Source organism: Flavobacterium anhuiense (genome assembly GCF_050990855.1).
Classification (GTDB): domain Bacteria; phylum Bacteroidota; class Bacteroidia; order Flavobacteriales; family Flavobacteriaceae; genus Flavobacterium; species Flavobacterium anhuiense_C.
Genome location: NZ_CP158861.1, coordinates 251,475 through 268,502, shown reverse-complemented (window position 1 = coordinate 268,502; position 17,028 = coordinate 251,475). Strand labels below are relative to the sequence as shown.

Here is a 17,028-nt window from a genome sequence, read left to right as displayed (position 1 = left end):
GTAAGACTCTTTTGTTTTTGATATGTTACAAAAAAATGTAGAAAAAAAATTAAAATTTCTCTCATGGGTTGTTTTGTAAGAGATTAAGCTTTTGATTTTTTGATAATTTTAACAATTAAAAAACCTGCTTTTTTATCAAATTGAAACTCTTTTCTTGAATTTAATATGTTTTTGATTTTCTCTAATTGATGAATAAGCATTATCTTTGCTCACTTTAAAATAAGTTTACATGTCATTATCACAAATTCTTACACCTTCTATACAAAAAGCAATACAAGCATTATTTGATGTTACTGTTGATAAAATCGAGTTTCAAACAACTAGAAAAGAGTTTGAAGGAGATATTACAATGGTGATTTTTCCGCTATTGAAATTGACTAAAAGCAATCCAGTTGAATTAGGAAATAAAATTGGAAATTATTTAGTTGAAAATGTTTCTGAAGTGGCGCGCTTTAATGTAGTTTCTGGTTTCTTGAATATTGTTATTTCAGACAGTTATTATGTAAATTTCTTTAACGGAATAAAAGACCAAAAACAATTTGGATTTGTTGCTTCAAACCCAGCTGAAAAAGCGGTTATGGTAGAATATTCTTCTCCAAACACTAATAAACCTTTGCATTTAGGACACGTTCGTAACAACTTGTTAGGATATTCTGTTGCGGAGATTTTAAAAGCTTCTGGTAAAAAAGTATACAAAACTCAAATTATTAACGACAGAGGAATTCATATCTGTAAATCGATGCTGGCTTGGGAGAAATTCGGAAACGGAGAAACTCCTGAAACTTCTGGTTTAAAAGGTGATAAATTAGTTGGTAAATATTATGTAGAGTTTGATAAAGCGTACAAAAGTGAAATTAACGGTTTAATCGAAACGGGTAAAACTGAAGAAGAAGCAAAAAAACAAGCGCCAATTATTATCGAGGCACAAGAAATGCTTCAGAAATGGGAATCTGGTGATGAAAAAGTGATTTCTCTTTGGAAAAAAATGAACGAATGGGTTTATGAAGGTTTCGCAACAACTTATTCTAATCTTGGAGTTAATTTTGATAAATATTACTACGAAAGCAACACTTACTTATTAGGAAAAGATGTTGTTCAGGTAGGTTTAGATAAAGGTGTTTTTGAAAAAGATCCGGACGGTTCTGTTTGGATTGATTTGACTGATGAAGGTTTGGATCGTAAAATTGTATTGCGTTCTGACGGAACAGCAGTATATATGACACAAGATATCGGAACAGCAATTCAGCGTGTAAAAGACATGCCAGATGTTGGTGGAATGATTTATACAGTTGGAAATGAGCAAGATCATCACTTCAAAGTGTTATTCTTAATCTTGAAAAAATTAGGTTTTGACTGGGCTTCAAATCTATACCACTTATCATACGGAATGGTTGATTTGCCTTCTGGAAAAATGAAAAGCCGTGAAGGAACTGTTGTAGATGCAGACGATTTAATGCAGGATATGACAGACACTGCAAAACAAATTTCAGAAGATTTAGGAAAACTAGACAGCTATTCTGATGAAGAAAAAGCGAAGTTGTATAAGACAATTGGTTTAGGAGCTTTGAAATATTACATTTTAAAAATAGATCCTAAAAAACGTATCTTATTTAATCCAGAAGAATCTGTAGATTTTGCTGGAAATACAGGTCCGTTTATTCAATATACTTACGCGAGAATTCAGTCAATTATCCGTAAAGCAGATTTTGATTTTTCTAACAAAATCGAAATAGAGGAATTGCACGAAAAAGAGAAGGAGTTGGTAAAACAAATCGAACTTTTCCCTGAAGTAATTCAAAATGCCGCTCAAAATCATAGTCCAGCTTTGATCGCAAATTATACGTATGATTTGGTAAAAGAGTATAACTCATTTTACCAGTCAGTACATATCTTAGGAGAAGTTGATTTAACAAAAAAAATATTCAGAGTACAACTATCTCAAAAAGTTGCCGAAGTAATTAAATCTGCATTCCAATTATTAGGAATTGAAGTTCCAGAGAGAATGTAACATTGTAAATACTGCCAAAAGTATAAGCCAATAGTTTAAAACTATTGGCTTTTTTTATTGCTTTTTAGGTCGTGCACAGCCTACTTTTTTAGATGATTTTTGTTCTTTAGCTGTAATTCTTACTCGTTTTTTCTTTCTCAGAATAGGATCGAAAATGCCTTCAGGATAGTTTAAATTTCTAAAGATCTCAATTTTTCATTGTAATGGTATGGTGTGTTTAATTCCATCAAAAAAGAGGCTCAAAGAAGATGAATGTGCATAAATAAAAAGCTGGTAATACTGAATGCCAGCTTTTTTTATATTTAAAATTTTGCCAATTAAAGTAAGATGTATTTTCGTGTAAAAATGTATTAACAAGATTTGTATGTATCAATTTTATAAGTATGTTTACGGTAGGAAATAATTGGTTATTTTTTTTATGGAAGTGCCAGTAAATCAAGTAAAAAGACTATCGGTGTCAGTATAAAATAAATCGAGGAAGCCGAAAATCGTAAGAGTAGGCAAAATTTTAAACCCAAAAACAAATGATTAAAAAAACTTTACTTTTTATGATGCTTCTTTTGGCATGTTCAGCAGTAAATGCACAAGATTTAGTTAATCCTTCTTATGGATTTTCACACAAAAAAACAGCTTACATCACTTTAGCTGACGGAACTGAAATAAGTGGAATTATCAAAGATATTGATAGAGATAAAGGGTTAATTGAATTTATTAAGTTACAAGACGAAGCTGGGAAGAAACACAAACTAAAACCAGAAGATATTAAATTCATGTATTTGCCACCAAGCGGATTGGATAATTTAGGAAAAAAATTAGATTTTATTTCAGATTATCAAAAATGGAACGATGACAAATTGAACCAAGAATATCTTAAAGAAGGTTATGCCTATTTTGAAACTGCTGAAGTAAAAATCAAAAAGAAAACTTCAAAACTATTAATGCAACTTTTGAACCCTGCATTTAGTAAAGAATTTAAGATCTACTGTGATCCTTACGCAAAAGAAACTACTTCTTTAGGGGTTGGTGGTGTAAAATTTGTAGGTGGAGATGCTAAATCTTACTATGTTGCTAAAAAAGATGCACCAGCATTTTTATTAAAGAAAAAAGAATACAAAAAAGAATTTACTCAATTATGGGGTGGATGCGACAAATTAATCTCAGCATCTGCAGCAGATCCAAAATGGACTGATTTAACAAAACATGCTATTACATATTCTGAGTGTGCTCAGTAATTGAAATATCAAATGAAAAAAGGCCTGAAGTCTCAAAACTTCAGGCCTTTTTTATAACAACTAATTCTAATTACTTAACAAATTTGTCAATGATTTTATCTGTTTCTGCTTTTGCAGTATCTGGTTTTAAATCAAATAATAAAGAGTAAAGTGCTTTTCTGTCTACTTTAGCTTCTAAGTTAAGATCTTTATGTCTGTCAAAAAGAGTTTGCCATTTATCACGAACATTTTTCCAAAGAGCATTGTTTGCTACCCACCATTTTTGAGCCGCGATACATTTTACGTCTGGAACTTTAGTGTAAACATCAAATCCTTTTTCTTGAGCTAAAAGAACATCTTTTCCAGCATCGTCACGAACTAATTTGTCATTGTCTTGCTCATGATTCCATCCTGTAGCAGTAATTTCGTGGATGTTTCTTCTTTTTAAAACGTTATAATCGTTACGTTTTGTTTGTTCTCTTCTTGGTAGCGGTGCATCGGCAACGTTTGCCCAATAATCTTGCCCGTCAACATGAACCCATGTTGAAGAGCCTTCGTATCTTGGACTATCATCTACCTGATATACTTTTTGAGTCCATTGTCCTTTTACCGCTTTTTTGTCTAGCTTTTTATATTTCCAAGTATTGCCTTTGTCAAATGTATATAAGTCTGTGTTTTCGTATAACCAATCTTGTCTCCAGTGTTTGATAATCATATCGTCGCTAACAATCAATAAATGCTGCATTACAATTTTGTTTGGAGTGTCTTCTAGTAATTCTACCCATTCTAAAGCCGATTCATGTTTGGTTTCAGAAGGTTTATAAGTAAGAGAATCTTTTGGGTAAGAGAAAGTTTCTGTGAAATTAAACTTCACTTCATAACAACCGCACATCGATTTTATTGATTTTATGTCTTGTTGTTTCTTGTCCTGACTAAAACCAAGACCACATGTTAAAGCCATAGCGGCCGATAAAAAAAGGTGTTTTGAAATCATAACTTATTGTTTTGTTTTTAAATTTTTCGCAAATATATAAATTTTATTTAGAACAATTAAAAATAGTTATATATTTGCATCGATTATTAAGACTGAATAAAAATAATGAAATTTAAAATTACTGTTTTTGCTGTTGCGATTTTTTGTCAAATTTCTGTTTCACAGGAGATTAAAAAAGATAGTGTTAAGACAAATGAATTATCGGAAGTTAAAGTTACTACTGCAACAAGAACAGAAAGAGTGCTTTCGTCATTGCCTTTGCCAATGACAATTATTACATCTGAAGCAATTATGAAGTCTGGTGTTACAAGGTTAAATGAAATTTTAAGCGAACAAACCGGTATTATTTTGATTCCTGACGAAAGTGGTTTTGAAGGAATTCAAATGCAGGGTTTGGATGCTGCTTATACCATGATTTTAATTGATGGAGTGCCATTAGTTGGAAGAAGTTCCGGTGTTTTGGATTTGTCAAGGGTTTCAGTGGGGAATATAGAAAGAATAGAAATTGTTAAAGGAGCCTCTTCTGCTTTGTATGGTTCTGAAGCAATGGGAGGAGTGATAAACGTCATTACAAAAAGGCCTAAAAAAGATATGTTTTCGGGAAGTCTCTCTTATCGATACGCAAGTTTTAATACGAGTGATGCTAATACTAATTTGCTATGGAAAAAGAAAAAGTTTGCGGCTAACCTTTTTGCTAATTTTTATTCTACAGATGGTTATGATTTAGACAAAAGTACACCGTTAAAAAATGTAGAGCCATTTTATAATTTTACTATTCAACCTAAAATATATTATGATTTTTCGGAGAATTTAAAAATGATTGTGAATAACCGTTTTTATGATATGAAAATGGATAATAGAGCAATAATAGATGCTGAAAATTATAGCGGAGATGCAAAAGAGAAAGAATGGAATTCGCAATTGAAATTTGAGCATAAATGGAGTTCAAAAGTGTATTCTGAATATGAATTTTATGCGACAAATTACCAAAATGATTCCTTTCTGAAAGATCAGAATAATGTTCTTTTTGAGAGTGCTTACTATAATCAATGGTTAATTCGACCAGAGGTTAGAACGACACTTTCATTAAAAAATGATAAACTAACTGGTGGAGTTGGGATAAGTTACGAGACTTTGGATAGAACTTATTTTGAGAAACAAGTCAATTTTAATTCGCAATATATTTATCTGCAATATGATTATAACCCAACGGATAAATGGAATGTTCTTGCTGGATTTAGATATGATAATCATAGTGAATATGCTTCGCAGTTTAGTCCAAAACTAGCTGTTAACTATAAGGTAAATGAAAATTTTTCTCTAAAAACGTCTGTAGGTTACGGATATAAAGCGCCAGATTTCCGTCAGTTGTATTTTGACTTTACAAATCCATCGGTTGGATATACTGTTTTGGGATACAATGTTGCTGAAGATCGCTTAAATCAATTAGAACAACAAGGACAGCTTTTGTCTAGAGTAGATGGAGTAAATTTTAGCGATCCGTTGCAGCCAGAAAGTTCGATAAACGTGAATTTGGGAACTTTTTACAAGAAAAATAAATTAAAATTAGACGTAAATGCTTTCTATAATTCGATAGAAAATCTGATCGATACTCGTGTCGTAGCTCAAAAAACTAATGGACAGAATGTCTTCAGTTATTTTAACATCAGTAAAATCTTTACTTATGGTTTAGAATTTAACTCAACTTATGATTTTACAAAAGAATTATCGGTATCATTTGGATATCAGTTTTTAACAGCAAAAGACAAATCTGTTCTAGATAATTTTCAAGATTATCAATACATCCGTAATTCAGATTTGCAAACCATTCAAATTAAAAAATCTGATTATTTTGGATTGTATAATAGATCAAAACATACAGCCAATGTAAAGTTTGCGTACACTATTCCGAAAGTAAAAACCGACATCAACTTACGTGTTTTTTACAGAAGCAAATACGGAATGTTTGATACTAATGGAAACCAAATCCTTGACAAATACGACACATTTGTTGACGGTTACTTCTTAACAAATCTATCAGTTTCAAAATATATCGGCGATAAATTTATGCTTCAAGCAGGAGCCAATAATTTATTTGATTTTACAGACCCAACTCAAATTGGCAACCTGGCAGGCAGGCAGCTATTTGCACGAATTCAATATAATTTTTAATCAACATTTATTTAACACCTTTACAAAATGAAAACAAATTTCTTAAAACTTTCACTATTAGCTTTATTCATTTCTACAGCATCTTGTAGCAGCGATGATAACGATGATAATACAATACCTCCGGTTGTAACTACAAAAGTTTCTAACCTTGACGCAGCAACAGCGGGAACATATACAAAGTTTAGTTTTTCTGAGAACAAAGTAGTTACCAATGATAACTGGGATATTGCTTTCAGCACAACAACAATTCTTGTTAATGGAGGAACTAAAAAAACAGAAGCAGAACCAACAAGAACAGGATCTGGTGCAATCAGTATTGTTTCTGGTACATTTGCAGGTGTAACATTATTTCCGGTTGCGTCAACTTTTGCTCAGGATGGTACTGCAGCTTACGCCATTCCTACAGGAAGCGGAAATGGATGGTATTCTTATAATATGACAACGCATATTGTTTCACCAATTGCTGGGAAAGTATTTGTGGTAAAAACGCACGACGGTAAATACGCTAAATTTGAAATTTTAAGCTATTATAAAGATGCGCCAGCAACTCCGGACGTAACAACAGCTGTGTCAGGAAATTATACTTTTAATTTCGCATACCAACCAAATAGCACTACTACATTCTAATACAATTATAAGCTCGAATAGTTTATTTTACAGAGGGTACTTTTAAATAAAAACATCAAAAATCTAGTTAATCATTAGCTTTGTTTTTTTTATTTTTTTTTGATCAAAGAGGTTAGATTTTTCTAACCTCTTTTTTTTGTTCTACTTTCTTGTTAAAATGAAATAGAAATAAAATGTTATTCTATCTTTGCACAAATTTTTTCTGCAATAAGTTAACCATTATTTAATTGGTTTAATTTTTGAATGCAGTTCTTCATATTTATAATTATTAGGTGAATACAAAATCTTATTTTTTTCAATCTTTTGCGATCGTTGCGTTAGCGCTGGTTGCTTTTATTGGGTTTAAACAAATCCTTCCAGATAAAATATTTTCTGAGAGTAAGTTAGATTCTAAAAATATATTAATCGACAGTTTGCTTTTAGAATCTGTTGCCGAAGATTCACTTTCTCTAGATAAAGACAGTATCGCTAAAAGCGAGGAGGCGTTGAACGGACAGAAAATTGTTTTTGATCAAACAGAAGGAATCGAGTTTCCTGCTGAAACATTCGAAAACTATAAAGGATATCAATACCTGATTTCTTTTTATGAGAAATTATATCAGTTAGAGAAAAATCCGCAAAATAAAGTGAGAATCGCTTATTACGGAGATTCTATGACCGATGGAGATTTAATCGTTCAGGATGTTCGTACCAATTATCAGGAACGTTTTGGTGGAAACGGTGTTGGATTTGTTTCTATTACTTCGGAATCTGCTGCTTCAAGAGGTTCTGTAAAATCAACTTATTCTAAAAACTGGAAAACGCAGTCTTACTTAAATGTAAAAAGACCAACAAGCCCTTTTGGAGTTAACGGACACGTGTTTTTTGCCAATGATAAATCCAATTCAACTTGGGTTCAATATGAAGCTGGACTGAACAAATATTCGACTTCTTTGGATAACGCAACCTTATTTTATGGACGTTCGTCTAAAACAGGAAAAGTGAATTTCATTATCGGAAAAGATACGATCAAGAAAAGTCTTTCGCCAAATAATTTAGTGAACACATTAAAAGTTTCATCAGGGAGTTTAAAAGCTTTCAAAGCCAACTTTGTTCAAGCAGATTCTATTCCGATTTACGGATTTAATTTTGACAATGGAGCAGGAGTTCACGTAGATAATTTCTCTCAGAGAGGAAATTCTGGACTTCCAATTTCGATGTTCAATGCAGATGTAATGAGAGCTTTTAATAATAGCTTAAAATACGATTTGATTATTCTGCACTATGGAACTAACGTTTTAAATTACGGAACCAAAAATTATTCTTGGTATGAAAAAGGAATGACGAAAACTGTAAACAAAATAAAAGAATCTTTCCCAGGAGTTTCTATTTTAATTGTTTCTACCGCTGATAAATCGACCAAATATGATTTGGAAATGAAAACCGATTCTGCCGTAGTTCCATTAATGAAAGCACAAAAACATTATGCACTTGAATCGCAAGCTGGATTTGTTAACTTGTATACTTTGATGGGAGGGGATGGTTCTATGATTAAATGGGTAGATGAAGCTCCAGCGAAAGCAAACAAAGATTACACGCACTTTAACCAGCGTGGTGCAAAAGCAATTGGTAATTTGCTATACGGACAATTGAATAAAGGATACGAAGAATATAAAGTACTCAGACAAAAAAGAGATGCTGAGGGGACTAAGCCAAAACCGGTAAGAAAAGCCAGACCCGATTCCGTTTCAGTAACAAAAGATAGTGTATGATAAACAAACTTATTTTTTTCTTTTGTTGTCTTTTTTGTGCAACAAATGAAAAAACTCCAAAAACAGACGTAGATCCAACACCAAAAAGTATGATTCATAAAACAGATTCAGCAACAATTGATGCGCCTTCTGATGGTCAATTTTATAATGCAAAAGTGCTAAGCGATTTTTTTCAGAAATTGGAAAAAAATGAAGATAAAAAGAATCAAAAAATCAATATCGTGCATATTGGAGATTCGCACATTCAAGGTGATTTGATGACCAATGAAATCAGAAAAAAACTGCAGCAGAAATTTGGTAATGGAGGACGCGGTTTAGTATTTCCGTATCAATTGGCCAGAACTAATGGTTCTTACAACGAGCGGTTTAAATCGAACAGAACTTGGGAAAGCTATAGAAATATTTACCCAGTTAAAGGCAATCCGGTTGGATTAAGCGGAATTGGACTTTGGAGAGATTCTGGCGGATTTGTAATGGAGATGAATGTAAAAGATCTAGCTTACAAATTCAATACAATAAAAATAATTACGCCTCAGAATCAGAATATGTTTGATCTGGCAGTTTCGTCTAAAATCAATTCGATCCAAACGACAGAGCCAAAAGTCATTACACATAAAATTAAAAAAGGTGAAGTGCTTGGAACCATTGCAGACAAATACAATGTTTCGGTTGCTGAAATTAAAAGAGACAATCATTTAAAATCGAATAATATTCGTGCGGGAAGAACCTTAAAAATTGCGATAAAGGAAACAAGACAAAAGACCATTTCAATGTCTGAATTTGTTCCTTTAGCAATGGAATCGGATTCTTATTCGCATTATTATAATTCAGAAAATGCTTTAAGTCGAATTTTCTTGATTCCAAACAAAGAAGCAAAAGATTATGAGCTAAACGGAATTGTTTTAGAAAAAGATGCTCCTGGATTAATTTACAGTAGTATTGGGGTAAATGGAGCTAAATTTTCAGATTATAATAAATACCCTTTATTCTTTGATCAACTGAAATCGTTGCATCCCGATTTATTGGTTTTTTCGTTAGGAACAAATGAGAGTTACGATCACTTAAGTGCAGAAAAGTATATTATTGAATTGCGTGAGTTTATCAGTAATATAAGAGCACAGAAAATAGACGCGCCAATTATTGTTATGACACCGCCGCCATCTTTACTAAGAAGAAAACCCAATACCTATATCGATGATTATACAAAACAAATTATCGATATAGCTCAAAAAGATGGTCTTGCCGTTTGGGATTTATACGATGAGTTTGGCGGAATGAGCGGCATTAGACAATTAAAAATACAAGGATTAATTGGGCCAGATTGGGTTCATTATTCAAAAAAGGGATATGAGAAACAAGGAAATTTGTTTACTCAGGCATTTTTAAAATCATACGATAATTTTAAATTAAAGAAGTAAGTTGACAACAATAGAGAGCATTAATAATTGGTTTATTCAAAACTTTGGTGCAATTACGATAGAACAAGTTAAGAGTTGGTTTGTTTACGATCCCGACGAAAAACTTTTATTCAATACCGGTTTATTCTTAGGTTTATTTCTGGTTTTCTATTTTGTGTACGGTTTTTTACGCAAAACATTTTATTTGAGATTAACGTATGTTATTCTCTTCTCACTTTTCTTTTACTATAAATCAAGTGGAATTTATTTCCTTCTGCTATTGCTGTCGTCTGTTGTAGATTATGGTTTGAGTCAGATTATTTATAGAGAAAGCAGAGATGGTGTTAAAAAATTATACTTGGTGATAAGTGTGATTTTGAACTTAGCGCTTTTGGGCTATTTCAAATACATGAACTTTCTTATTGTGACTTACAATGATATGTTTCACGGTAATTTTGCACTTCATAATGTTTTTCTTCCTGTTGGAATTTCGTTCTATACTTTTCAATCGATGAGTTATATTATTGAGATTTATAGAGAAGAAATCAAGCCAACAAAGAATTATATTGAGTATTTATTCTTCGTTTCCTTTTTCCCGCAATTAGTTGCCGGGCCAATTGTACGCGCAAAAGATTTCTTGCCTCAGATTTATCAAAAATTAAATCTTACCAGACAAGATGTAAACAACGGTTTGTTTTTGATTATCGGTGGATTAATTAAAAAAACGGTAATCTCAAATTACATATCGGTAAACTTTGTTGACCGTGTTTTTGATACGCCAATGAGTTATACTTCGTTTGAAAATTTAATGGCTTCTTACGGATATGCCATTCAAATTTACTGTGATTTCTCTGGATATTCAGACATGGCAATTGGTATTGCTTTATTGCTTGGATTTAAATTGCCAGTCAACTTTAGAACTCCGTATAAGTCTACTTCGATTACCGATTTCTGGAGAAGATGGCACATTTCGCTTTCGACTTGGTTGAAAGACTTTTTATATATTTCGATTGGAGGAAACAGATCTGGTTCTTTTGCAGGATATTTATTTCCAAGTTTATTCTTTTTCGGACTGTTGCTTTGGGGAATGTCTTGTTATAATGAAAGTATAATTCCGCTTATCATTGCTGGAGTAAGTATTTTGATTTTTGCCTTGTCATTTTTACTTTCAAGCAAAATAAAACAAACCTTAGTAACCAATTTCAATTTGTTTACTACAATGCTTTTAGGAGGTTTGTGGCACGGAGCGGGAGCGCAGTTTATTGTTTGGGGAGCACTACACGGATTAGCTTTAGCAGTTCATAAAATATTCATGGAATTCTTTCCTTCAAAGAAAGACAAAAGTCCAAATTTCTTGTGGCGATTTTTCTCTATCCTAATCACATTCCATTTTGTGGTTTTCTGTTGGATTTTCTTCCGCGCAAGAGATTTCGAAACAGCTTTACAAGTAATTAATAATATTGGCCAGTTAACATTCGAACCAGAACTTTGGAAAACAATTGTTCTAGGGTATAAAAATGTATTCGGATTAATGTTGTTTGGTTACGTTTGGCATTTCTTGCCAGACTCATTCACAAACGGAATGAAATCTGTTTTCGACAAAACACCTTTATTAATCAAAGCCATAATCTTAGGATTTGTTTATTGGATAGTTTACGCAACAGCAGTGGCAGGTTCACAGCCTTTCATTTACTTTCAATTCTAAAAAAGGTTCAAAGGGACATAGATACAAAGGCGCAGAGGTTTTTTCGTTGCGCCTTTTTTTGTTTTTGCCAAAAAGGTATTAAGACGCTACGTTTTTTCCCCTCGCAGATTCCGCAGATTTGGCAGATTTAATTTTTTAGGATGTAAATAGTAATCTCCTTAAATCTTTTTATCCCGATAACTATCGGGAGCGTGAAATAAACTTTGCGCCTTAGCGACTTTGCGAGCAAAAATGCATTGCGCTCTCTGCGTAAACCTTTGCGAACTTTGCGGTTAAATGCACCTAAATAAAAATTGCCTGAAATATCTAATTAGATTATCTTTGCACTTCAAATAAAGAAAATGATATGTTTGATAATTTAAGCGATAAGTTAGATAAAGCGTTCCATATATTAAAAGGACACGGTAAAATTACAGAAGTAAACGTTGCCGATACTTTAAAAGAAGTGCGTCGTGCGTTACTTGATGCCGATGTTAACTTTAAAATTGCTAAAGATTTTACAGCAAGAGTAAAAGACAAAGCAATTGGTCAGGATGTATTGACAACATTACAGCCAGGACAATTATTGGTTAAGTTAGTAAAAGACGAACTTACCGAATTAATGGGTGGAGACGTTGCTGGCGTAAACCTTTCAGGTAATCCAACAGTGATTTTGATGTCAGGTTTACAAGGTTCTGGTAAAACGACTTTCTCTGGAAAATTAGCTAACTTCTTAAAAACAAAGAAAAACAAGAAACCATTACTTGTAGCTTGTGATATCTACCGTCCAGCGGCGATTAATCAGTTGCATGTTGTGGGAGACCAAATAGGTGTTGAGGTTTACTCAGAACCAGAAAATAAAAATCCTGTAGAAATTGCTCAAAACGCAATCAAACATGCTAAAGCAAACGGATTCAATGTTGTTATCGTCGATACAGCAGGACGTTTGGCAGTAGATCAGGAAATGATGGACGAAATTGCCCGTGTGCACAAAGCAATTCAGCCGCAAGAAACATTGTTCGTTGTAGACTCTATGACAGGACAAGATGCTGTAAACACGGCAAAAGCTTTCAACGATATCTTAAACTTTGATGGAGTTATCTTAACGAAATTAGATGGTGATACTCGTGGTGGAGCTGCGCTTTCAATCAAATCGATTGTAAACAAACCAATCAAATTTGTTGGTACTGGAGAGAAAATGGAAGCAATTGATGTTTTCTACCCAGAACGTATGGCGGAGCGTATCTTAGGGATGGGAGACGTTGTGTCTCTTGTTGAAAGAGCTCAAGAGCAATTTGACGAAGAAGAAGCAAGAAAACTTCAAAAGAAAATCGCTAAAAACGAATTCGGTTTTGACGATTTCTTAACGCAAATTCAGCAAGTAAAGAAAATGGGTAACATGAAAGACTTGGTTGGAATGATACCAGGTGCTTCAAAAGCTATGAAAGATGTTGAAATCGAAGACGACGCTTTCAAACATATCGAAGCGATCATTTATTCGATGACGCCAGGAGAAAGAAGCAAACCAGCCATTATCGACGTAAAAAGAAAGGCCAGAATCGCAAAAGGTTCGGGAACCAAAGTCGAGCAAGTAAATCAGCTGATGAAGCAGTTTGATCAAATGAGTAAGATGATGAAGATGATGCAAGGCCCAGGAGGAAAAAATCTGATGAAAATGATGGGAGGTATGAAAGGAATGCCAGGTGGAATGCCGGGAATGCCAAAATAATAAAAAGAGTTTCAAGTTTCAGGTTTCAAGTTATGAGACCAAAACTTGAAACTTTTTTAATTCAATATATGTGAGTTTCGTGTTCAACTTTAAACTTGAAACCTGAAACTTGGAACAAAAATTAAAACCTGAAACAAAACAACACACAATGCAACTACTAGACGGTAAAAAAACATCTAACGACATTAAAAATGAAATTGCTCTTGAAGTTCAATCTATAAAAGCAGCTGGAGGGAAAGTACCTCATTTAGCAGCGGTTTTAGTGGGAAATAACGGAGCAAGTTTAACTTACGTAGGAAGCAAAGTAAAATCATGCCAAGAAATTGGTTTCGATTCAACTTTAGTTGCTTTGCCAGAAACGATTACAGAAGACGAGCTTTTAGCAAAAATCAAAGAATTGAACGAAGATGATAACCTTGACGGATATATCGTTCAGTTGCCGTTGCCAAAACATATCGACGAGCAAAAAATCTTGCTAGCAATCGATCCTGACAAAGACGTAGACGGATTCCATCCAACTAACTTCGGTAGAATGGCTCTTGAAATGGAAAGTTTTATTCCAGCAACGCCATTCGGAATTATGGAATTGTTAGAGCGTTACAAAGTTGAAACAGCAGGAAAACATACAGTAGTTATCGGAAGAAGCCATATCGTAGGACGTCCGATGAGTATTTTAATGAGCCGTAAAGGAAATCCTGGAGACTCAACAGTTACCTTAACTCACAGTAGAACTAAAGATTTGGCAGAATTCACTAAAAATGCTGATATCATTATTACTGCTTTAGGAGTTCCAGAATTTTTAAAAGCCGATATGGTGAAAGAAGGAGTAACCGTGATCGACGTTGGAATTACTCGTGTAGAAGATGCATCAAACGCAAAAGGATACGTTATTAAAGGTGATGTTGATTTTGACGGAGTAAGCAAAAAAGCATCATTCATTACACCAGTTCCAGGTGGAGTAGGGCCAATGACAATTGCAATGTTGCTTAAAAATACACTTTTAGCACGCAAAATGAGAAGTGCAAGAAACAAATAATTATAGCATTAAAATACTGAAAAGCCTGTTCGTTAGAACAGGCTTTTTTATTGATGTATTTCTAAAAAAACCTGATCAAAAGTACTGTTTTAATATATAATTAATAGTTTAAAGTTTTGGTTCTTAAAAATAAAGGATACTTTTGCACCACTTAAAAAAACACTTCTCCAAATGGACGATTATTATTCGTTAGTATTTAATTAAAGCAGCTTTTGAATTTCAAAATGCTGCGATAAAACCCTGTATTTTGAAATGAAAGCCTTTTACACAAACAACAACGGATTGGTAGAAATCCAAAAATGGACTTCAAATTGCTGGATTCATATCGAATCTCCAACAGAATCAGACAAAAAATATTTACTAGAAGAACTTCAAATTCCCGAAGCATTCTACAATGATATTGAGGATATTGACGAAAGACCTCGTATCGAAATCGAAGACGGTTGGACTTTAATTATTATGCGCATTCCGATAAAAAGCGGCGATGTCAAAATTCCTTTTCACACAGTTCCGCTCGGAATCATTTTTAAAGAGGATATCTGCGTAACCATCAGTTTCTATAAAACAGAAATCATTGCCGATTTTGTCTCGTATTCGCAACGCAAAAACATCGAAATCGAAGACAATTTCAATTTGGTGCTTAGATTGCTTTTGTCATCAAGTGTTTGGTATTTGAAGTATCTAAAACAAATCAATCACAAAATAAAATTGGCCGAAGACAACTTAGAGAAATCGATCAAAAATGAAGAATTGCAAGCATTGTTACAAATCGAAAAATGCTTTGTATTCTTCATCACTTCGCTAAAAGCAAATGATGTTTTATTTCAAAGAATCAAAAACTTAAAAGCACACAAAGCCAGTTACGATCCAGAATTGTTAGAAGATGTCGAAATCGAATTGAATCAGGCGCAAGACACAGCCAATATTTATAACAACATCTTGACCGGAATGATGGATGCCTACGCATCTGTAATCTCCAATAATATGAACAATATTATGAAGCAGATGACTTCGATTTCTATCATTTTAATGATCCCAACATTAATTGCAAGTTTGTACGGAATGAACGTGCCAAACGGACTAGAAGAAAGCAAATACGGAATCTGGATTCTACTTTTGATTTCTATAATACTTTCCTCTTTCGGGGTATTTTTATTCAAACGCAGAAGATGGTTCTAAAATAACAAAAGCCCGTTCGTTAAGAATAGGCTTTTTCGTTTTATAATTTGGGCGTGACCCTATTTTGCAAATGGCGCACCAATCTTTGCGCTCATTCGCGCCATTCGCAAAATAGGGTCGGGCTATCCGCGCTACTTCGGTAGCTAGCTTCTATCCCTCACGCGTTTGTAATTACTTCAACACTTGTTTTTGCAATGGTATTAAAGGTGAAGTCCCTATGGGACAAAAAACTATCGTAAATCTATAGCTACCGATATTTAATCTCTACGAGATATTGAAGAGTACATCGATGATATATTCCGCTAGGAATTAAATATTGGTAGAAGAATATTCATTCCAGCAATATATTCCGTTAGGAATTAAATATCGGTAGAAGAATATTCATTCCGGCAATATATTCCGTTAGGAATTAAATATCGGTAGAAGAATATTCATTCCGGCAATATATTCCGCTAGGAATTAAATATCGGTAGAAAAAGTTCCCGATAGAAAATATCCCGTAGGGATTATATAATTTATCTGGATGCAAAATGAATTATTATCATGCCGTGAATAAAATAAAATCATTTTTTTATTTGCCAATTCAAAATAAACAATAACTTTGTAACGCAAAGTACTTTAATTATGAATCAAAAGCACCAAGAAGATTTAGCACATATTCGTTCCATGATGGAGCGCTCTTCAAGATTTATATCATTAAGCGGACTTTCAGGAGTTTTCGCGGGTCTTTCGGCTTTAATTGGCGGAATCTATGTTTACCAGCTTTTCAAAGTAAACGGTATCGATTATTTAAACGATGGGCATAGGTTGTATTCTACCAATCTAGTTTCGGAATTGTTCTGGATCGGAATCATAATTATGGTTGTTGCATTAGTATTTGCGGCCTTTTTTACCGTTAGAAAAAGCAGAAAATACAATTTGCCAATTTGGACTTCGGCAACAAAAAAGATGCTGTTTCATTTGGCAGTGCCACTTGTTACTGGCGGAATATTTTGTCTGGCTTTAATATATTATGGACACTTTGGTTTTGTGGCTCCTTCAACATTAATTTTTTACGGACTTGCAGTTGTAAACGCAGAAAAATATACATTTTCAGACATTAAATATCTTGGTTTTTCGGAACTGATTTTAGGATGTATTGCACTTTTTAATATAGGATATGGTTTGATTTTCTGGATTATAGGGTTCGGAATCCTGCACATCGTATATGGATTAGTGATGTTCAAAAAATACAAATAAC

Annotated in this window: 12 protein-coding genes; 11 read left to right on the top strand and 1 reads right to left on the bottom strand. The window is 33.4% G+C overall.

The genetic code is table 11. The features are described from left to right. Window positions 1–229: 229 nt before the first annotated feature. Window positions 230–2,008, top strand: coding sequence for an arginine--tRNA ligase (gene argS, locus ABTV69_RS01275; RefSeq protein WP_433833565.1), 1,779 nt, complete (start codon window positions 230–232; stop codon window positions 2,006–2,008). Window positions 2,009–2,532: 524 nt separating this feature from the next. Then, on the top strand, window positions 2,533–3,240 hold the full coding sequence (locus ABTV69_RS01270) for a hypothetical protein (RefSeq protein WP_433833563.1): 708 nt from the start codon (window positions 2,533–2,535) through the stop codon (window positions 3,238–3,240). A gap of 70 nt (window positions 3,241–3,310) precedes the next feature. Here ABTV69_RS01270 and ABTV69_RS01265 read toward each other — a convergent pair whose 3' ends face one another. Further along, complete coding sequence (locus tag ABTV69_RS01265) at window positions 3,311–4,213, bottom strand: DUF6607 family protein (protein ID WP_433833561.1); 903 nt, start codon at window positions 4,211–4,213, stop codon at window positions 3,311–3,313. 105 nt (window positions 4,214–4,318) lie between these two features. Between ABTV69_RS01265 and ABTV69_RS01260 the strand changes: the two genes are divergently transcribed. From ABTV69_RS01260 to ABTV69_RS01220, 9 genes are all read left to right on the top strand, one after another. Continuing rightward, entirely contained in the window at window positions 4,319–6,385 is a 2,067-nt protein-coding gene (locus ABTV69_RS01260) for a TonB-dependent receptor plug domain-containing protein (protein WP_433833559.1), read from the top strand. Window positions 6,386–6,412: 27 nt separating this feature from the next. Next, window positions 6,413–7,012, top strand: coding sequence for an HmuY family protein (locus ABTV69_RS01255; protein ID WP_433833557.1), 600 nt, complete (start codon window positions 6,413–6,415; stop codon window positions 7,010–7,012). A gap of 272 nt (window positions 7,013–7,284) precedes the next feature. After that, the gene (locus ABTV69_RS01250) at window positions 7,285–8,763 is read left to right on the top strand and encodes an SGNH/GDSL hydrolase family protein (protein WP_433833555.1); all 1,479 of its coding nucleotides are present in this window, start codon (window positions 7,285–7,287) and stop codon (window positions 8,761–8,763) included. Beyond that, window positions 8,760–10,181: a GDSL-type esterase/lipase family protein gene (locus ABTV69_RS01245; RefSeq protein WP_433833553.1), complete on the top strand. Its 1,422-nt coding sequence runs from the start codon at window positions 8,760–8,762 to the stop codon at window positions 10,179–10,181. Before ABTV69_RS01250 ends, ABTV69_RS01245 begins: the two co-directional genes overlap by 4 nt. Window position 10,182: 1 nt before the next feature. Then, a complete protein-coding gene (locus tag ABTV69_RS01240; RefSeq protein ID WP_433833551.1) occupies window positions 10,183–11,865 on the top strand; it encodes an MBOAT family O-acyltransferase in 1,683 nt (560 codons plus the stop codon). Between the two features lie 346 nt (window positions 11,866–12,211). Then, window positions 12,212–13,573 carry a signal recognition particle protein gene (gene ffh, locus ABTV69_RS01235; protein WP_379693076.1) on the top strand — a complete coding sequence of 454 codons (1,362 nt, stop codon included), beginning with the start codon at window positions 12,212–12,214 and terminating at the stop codon, window positions 13,571–13,573. 148 nt (window positions 13,574–13,721) lie between these two features. Next, window positions 13,722–14,609: a bifunctional 5,10-methylenetetrahydrofolate dehydrogenase/5,10-methenyltetrahydrofolate cyclohydrolase gene (locus ABTV69_RS01230; protein ID WP_433833549.1), complete on the top strand. Its 888-nt coding sequence runs from the start codon at window positions 13,722–13,724 to the stop codon at window positions 14,607–14,609. Window positions 14,610–14,861: 252 nt separating this feature from the next. Next, window positions 14,862–15,788 carry a magnesium transporter CorA family protein gene (locus ABTV69_RS01225; RefSeq protein WP_433833547.1) on the top strand — a complete coding sequence of 309 codons (927 nt, stop codon included), beginning with the start codon at window positions 14,862–14,864 and terminating at the stop codon, window positions 15,786–15,788. A gap of 624 nt (window positions 15,789–16,412) precedes the next feature. Then, a complete protein-coding gene (locus tag ABTV69_RS01220; protein WP_433833545.1) occupies window positions 16,413–17,027 on the top strand; it encodes a hypothetical protein in 615 nt (204 codons plus the stop codon). The last annotated feature ends 1 nt before the right edge of the window (window position 17,028 follow it).

Coding starts and splice junctions, on each gene's coding strand:
- ABTV69_RS01255 (WP_433833557.1), top strand. CDS start 6,413: ATGAAAACAAATTTCTTAAAACTTTCACTATTAGCTTTATTCATTTCT.
- ABTV69_RS01260 (WP_433833559.1), top strand. CDS start 4,319: ATGAAATTTAAAATTACTGTTTTTGCTGTTGCGATTTTTTGTCAAATT.
- ABTV69_RS01245 (WP_433833553.1), top strand. CDS start 8,760: ATGATAAACAAACTTATTTTTTTCTTTTGTTGTCTTTTTTGTGCAACA.
- ffh (WP_379693076.1), top strand. CDS start 12,212: ATGTTTGATAATTTAAGCGATAAGTTAGATAAAGCGTTCCATATATTA.
- ABTV69_RS01265 (WP_433833561.1), bottom strand. CDS start 4,213: ATGATTTCAAAACACCTTTTTTTATCGGCCGCTATGGCTTTAACATGT.
- ABTV69_RS01220 (WP_433833545.1), top strand. CDS start 16,413: ATGAATCAAAAGCACCAAGAAGATTTAGCACATATTCGTTCCATGATG.
- ABTV69_RS01230 (WP_433833549.1), top strand. CDS start 13,722: ATGCAACTACTAGACGGTAAAAAAACATCTAACGACATTAAAAATGAA.
- ABTV69_RS01270 (WP_433833563.1), top strand. CDS start 2,533: ATGATTAAAAAAACTTTACTTTTTATGATGCTTCTTTTGGCATGTTCA.
- ABTV69_RS01225 (WP_433833547.1), top strand. CDS start 14,862: ATGAAAGCCTTTTACACAAACAACAACGGATTGGTAGAAATCCAAAAA.
- argS (WP_433833565.1), top strand. CDS start 230: ATGTCATTATCACAAATTCTTACACCTTCTATACAAAAAGCAATACAA.